Origin of the sequence: Clostridium sp. 1001270J_160509_D11, assembly GCF_015667935.1 — a bacterium.
Lineage (GTDB): Bacteria > Bacillota > Clostridia > Peptostreptococcales > Peptostreptococcaceae > Intestinibacter.
On record NZ_JADPET010000195.1, the window covers coordinates 1 to 3,998 of the forward strand.

The window sequence follows — 3,998 nt, forward strand, 5'->3', positions numbered from 1 at the left end:
AATTATTTTGATTAAAGATATTATTATTGTTATAATAATATTATTATCTAAAAAATGACTAGGAGAGAAATTTAAATGAATTATTTAAGTAGTATTTTAGTATCTCTAGTAGGTATAGTATTTGCAATGACAATACATGAATTTGGTCATGCATTTGCAGCGTATTTACTAGGTGATGATACAGCTAAAAGAGCAGGAAGAATGACTATTAATCCATCTAGACATGTCGATTTAGTAGGTTTAATAATGCTTATGATATTCCATTTTGGATGGGCAAAACCAGTGCCAGTAAATCCAAATAATTTTAAAAATTATAGGGTTGGAAATTGTATAGTTTCATTAGCTGGGGCTTTTGGAAACTTAGTAGGTGCAATAATTTGTGCTATGATTGTAAAATATAGTACTATGTATTCTATTTCATTAATAGCAGCTACAGCACTAAACTATAACCTATGGTTTGCTGCATTTAACTTACTTCCAGTTCCTCCACTTGATGGATGGGGCGTTATTTCTAGTTTTTTACCTTATAAATTTAGAGAATTTGAAATTAAATATGAAAATGTAGGATATATAGTATTAATTGTATTATTATTTACAAATTTAAGTTCTTATATAACATCTCCATTAGTAAATATATTCTGGTCTATCGTGAGAAGCGTAACACACGTTATATAGATGAAATACAGCATACATTTAAACGTATATGACGGTCCACTAGATTTACTTTGTGATATGATATCTAAACAAAAGATAGATATCAAGGATATTTCTATAATCGAAATTACAAAACAGTATCTAGCATATATAAATATGTTAGAATCTATGGACTTAGAAGTTACAAGTGATTTTATTACTATGGCTACTAAGCTATTAGAAATAAAATCAAAGTATCTACTGTTTTCACAAAGAGATTTAGACGAAGAAGAAGACCCAAGACTTGAACTGATGGAGCAATTAAAAGAATATAAGAAATATAAAAAAGCTAGTGAAGTGATAAAAGACAATGTAGATTATTTAAATCAACCATATTACAGAACTAGAGAAGAAGTAATAATAGATGATAAGATGGATTTAAGCGAAATATCTATCGAATCTATAAAATCTATACTTCCATATATATTTAAGGTAAAAAATGTTGAAGAAGAAACTAAAAAAGATGAAAGATTAAATAAAATAGTAAGAGGAAAAATAATATCTGTTGAAGAAAAGATAGAATATATACAAAATATATTAACTACCGCAGATAAAATAAGCTTTAACAATATAATAAAAGATAATACAAAAGATGAAGTGATAGCTACATTTTTATCACTACTTGAGCTTATAAAAGCTAAGGAAATAGTTGTAGTACAAGAAAACTTCTTTGAAGATATTATTATTAAAAAGAATTTGGAGAATTAATATGAGCAGAAGTGAAATAAAATCTATTATAGAATCAATAATGTTTGCATATGGAGAACCAATAAGTATAAAGGAATTAAATTATGCCATTAATGAAGAACTTTCTCCAAAAGAAATAGAATATATGTTAAATTTATTGAAAGATGAATATGAGGAGCAAAATCGAGGTATACAAATTATAAAATTAGAAGATAGATATCAAATGTGTACAAATAAAGATTATACTCCATATATAAAAAAGGTATTAGAACCTAAAAGAAAAAAGACTTTAAGTCAAGCTACTTTAGAGACGCTGACTATAATTGCATATAAACAACCTATAACAAAAGTTGAAATTGAAAATATAAGGGGAGTTAAATGTGATAAGGTCTTACAAACTCTTCTTGAAAATTCTTTAATTAGAGAAGCTGGTAGATTAAATAAAATAGGAAAACCTATAATATATAAAACTACAGATGAGTTTTTAAAACTTCTAAATATAGAAAAATTAGAAGATTTACCTCCTATTGAAGAATTTGAAGAAAATATAGATTAATTTTTACAGGGGGAAGCAATATGAAAAATATAAGTTTACCATTAATAATAGGGGCAGTAATGTGTGTGGCAAGTATATTATTTGGAGTTAATACAATAAATTCTGGGGGTACTGTAAAAGGTATATTATGGATGGTTGCAGCCTTATGCTGGGCATCCTTTGTAAGAAATATCTTTAGAAAAAACAACAAGCAAAATAATAGACAAAATAATAAATAAAGAAATCTTTATCATAAAGATCCTTAAAGAAATTAAAAAGGGGCTGTCGCACTAAGAAATAGGGCGATGCCCTTTTTGTAAAAAAAATAAATCCCAAGCTCAAAAGATCTTGGGATTTTTTGTATAATAATTGTATGACCAAACACAATACTATACAAGTAGATTATACTATTTCAGAAAATAATTATCAATTAAAATCATTATTAAATATTGATTCTTTAATACCAAAAGATGATTCTGTGAGGTGTTGTTAAGTCAAATTATAGAGGAGATGAATTTAGAAAAATTATATCAGACTTATTCTCGTATTCGAGGAAATTCAGTAACCCCAAGACAACTTTTGAAAATTATAATATACGCAAATATGAATAATATTTACTCATCTAGAAAAATTGAAACTTCGTGTAAAAGGGATATTAATTTTATGTATCTTTTAGGCGGAGCCTCCGCTCCAGACCATTCAACAATTGCAAGATTCCGTAGTATTTATTTTGCACCAGTATGCGAAAGCCTAATGGCTCAATTTACAAAAATAAGATTAAAAAGTATCATTTGAAAAAACTTTTAAAAAAGCTTAAACGCTTATCAATTAAAGAAAATATAGTTTTTGTCCATGGTAAAGGAAGAAGGAAATCACTTATTCAAAAGGCTATAGAAAAATTAAATGAATATATTAATCGATTGAAAAAATATACTAAAGATTTATACATAATGGGTCAAAGAAATAGCTATTCAAAAACAGATAAAGATGCAACATTTATGCGAATGAAAGAAGACCATATGAGAAATGGACAACTTAAACCAGCATATAATGTTCAATTTGGTGTTGATTCTGAATATATAGTTTGGGCAAGTGTTGGACCTCAACCTACAGATACAACAACCTTAATACCTTTTTTAAAATCAATCGAAAAACATACTGGATTTAAGTATTCTAAAGTAATAGCAGATTCAGGATATGAAAGCGAAGAAAAGTATGTATTTTTAGAAGATAATCAGCAATTATCTTTTCTAAAGACATCTGATTATGAAATTAAAAAAACAAAAAAGTATAGAAATGATATTGGCAGAAAAGAAAATATGATTTACTGCGAAAAAGATGATTATTACATTTGTAAAAATAATAAAAAGTTATACGTAAGTGGAACAATTAATAGAAAATCAAAAACTGAATATAAAAGCAAAATAACTTGTTACACTTGTGAAGATTGTAGTAATTGTGAATATAAGAAAAAGTGTATTAAAGGAAACAATAGTAAAATACCTATTGAGCAAAGAACTAAAAATCTACAAGTATCTAAATTATTTCATAAAAAACAAAAAGAAAACTTAGAGAGAATTACTAATCCCGAAGGGCGTAAATTAAGAATGAATAGAAGCATACAAGCGGAAGGAGCTTTCGCTCAAGTGAAACAAAATATGCAATTTAAAAGATTTTTAAGTCGTGGTAATAAAAATGTACTTTCTGATGGTGTATATTTTTATATTTTAAAAGTAAATTTCCCTTATCAAACACTAAAAAATACATTAAATTTAAGTTAAAAAAAGGCTACCGCAGAACGAATTTTTTATTGTTCGTGCGACATCCCCTTTTTGTTTATCATTATTCCTCATCTTCGCCAAATGTATCGTAATAAAGCGCTTTTATTTCTTCATCAGATTTCTCTTGTAAAGAATCTGAAATATCCTTGTGTGCAATTATAAGATAGTAGTTGATTAATTCATCTGCCATTATAGATATATCCATTTTGTCCTCCTATAGTCATTATTAGAAATTTAAATAAAAGTTATTTATAAGGTGATTGTAGCACATATTATCTTTAAAATATATTTAAAAATAATAT

At 26.6% G+C, this 3,998-nt stretch carries 7 protein-coding genes; 6 read left to right on the plus strand and 1 reads right to left on the minus strand.

Features of this window, described 5'->3' with window-relative positions; all coding sequences use genetic code 11:
- The first annotated feature begins 75 nt into the window (after positions 1 to 75).
- The 6 genes from I4U58_RS12920 (at position 76) to I4U58_RS12945 (ending at position 3,696) form a co-directional block, all read left to right on the plus strand.
- A complete protein-coding gene (locus tag I4U58_RS12920; protein WP_195931754.1) occupies positions 76 to 675 on the plus strand; it encodes a site-2 protease family protein in 600 nt (199 codons plus the stop codon).
- The gene (locus I4U58_RS12925) at positions 676 to 1,401 is read left to right on the plus strand and encodes a segregation/condensation protein A (protein WP_195931755.1); all 726 of its coding nucleotides are present in this window, start codon (positions 676 to 678) and stop codon (positions 1,399 to 1,401) included. It abuts the gene before it with no gap.
- A gap of 1 nt (position 1,402) precedes the next feature.
- On the plus strand, positions 1,403 to 1,936 hold the full coding sequence (gene scpB, locus I4U58_RS12930; RefSeq protein WP_195931756.1) for an SMC-Scp complex subunit ScpB: 534 nt from the start codon (positions 1,403 to 1,405) through the stop codon (positions 1,934 to 1,936).
- 20 nt (positions 1,937 to 1,956) lie between these two features.
- Entirely contained in the window at positions 1,957 to 2,154 is a 198-nt protein-coding gene (locus tag I4U58_RS12935) for a hypothetical protein (RefSeq protein WP_195931757.1), read from the plus strand.
- A 364-nt stretch (positions 2,155 to 2,518) separates the two neighbouring features.
- A complete protein-coding gene (locus tag I4U58_RS14345) occupies positions 2,519 to 2,710 on the plus strand; it encodes a transposase (RefSeq protein ID WP_347708185.1) in 192 nt (63 codons plus the stop codon).
- A complete protein-coding gene (locus I4U58_RS12945; protein WP_195931759.1) occupies positions 2,707 to 3,696 on the plus strand; it encodes a transposase in 990 nt (329 codons plus the stop codon). The genes I4U58_RS14345 and I4U58_RS12945 overlap by 4 nt, the downstream gene beginning before the upstream one ends.
- Before the next feature lie 61 nt (positions 3,697 to 3,757).
- On the opposite strand, the gene I4U58_RS12950 is transcribed toward I4U58_RS12945, so the two are convergent.
- Positions 3,758 to 3,901 (minus strand): hypothetical protein, encoded by a 144-nt coding sequence (locus tag I4U58_RS12950; RefSeq protein ID WP_022072466.1) that lies wholly within the window; start codon positions 3,899 to 3,901, stop codon positions 3,758 to 3,760.
- Positions 3,902 to 3,998 lie beyond the last annotated feature (97 nt).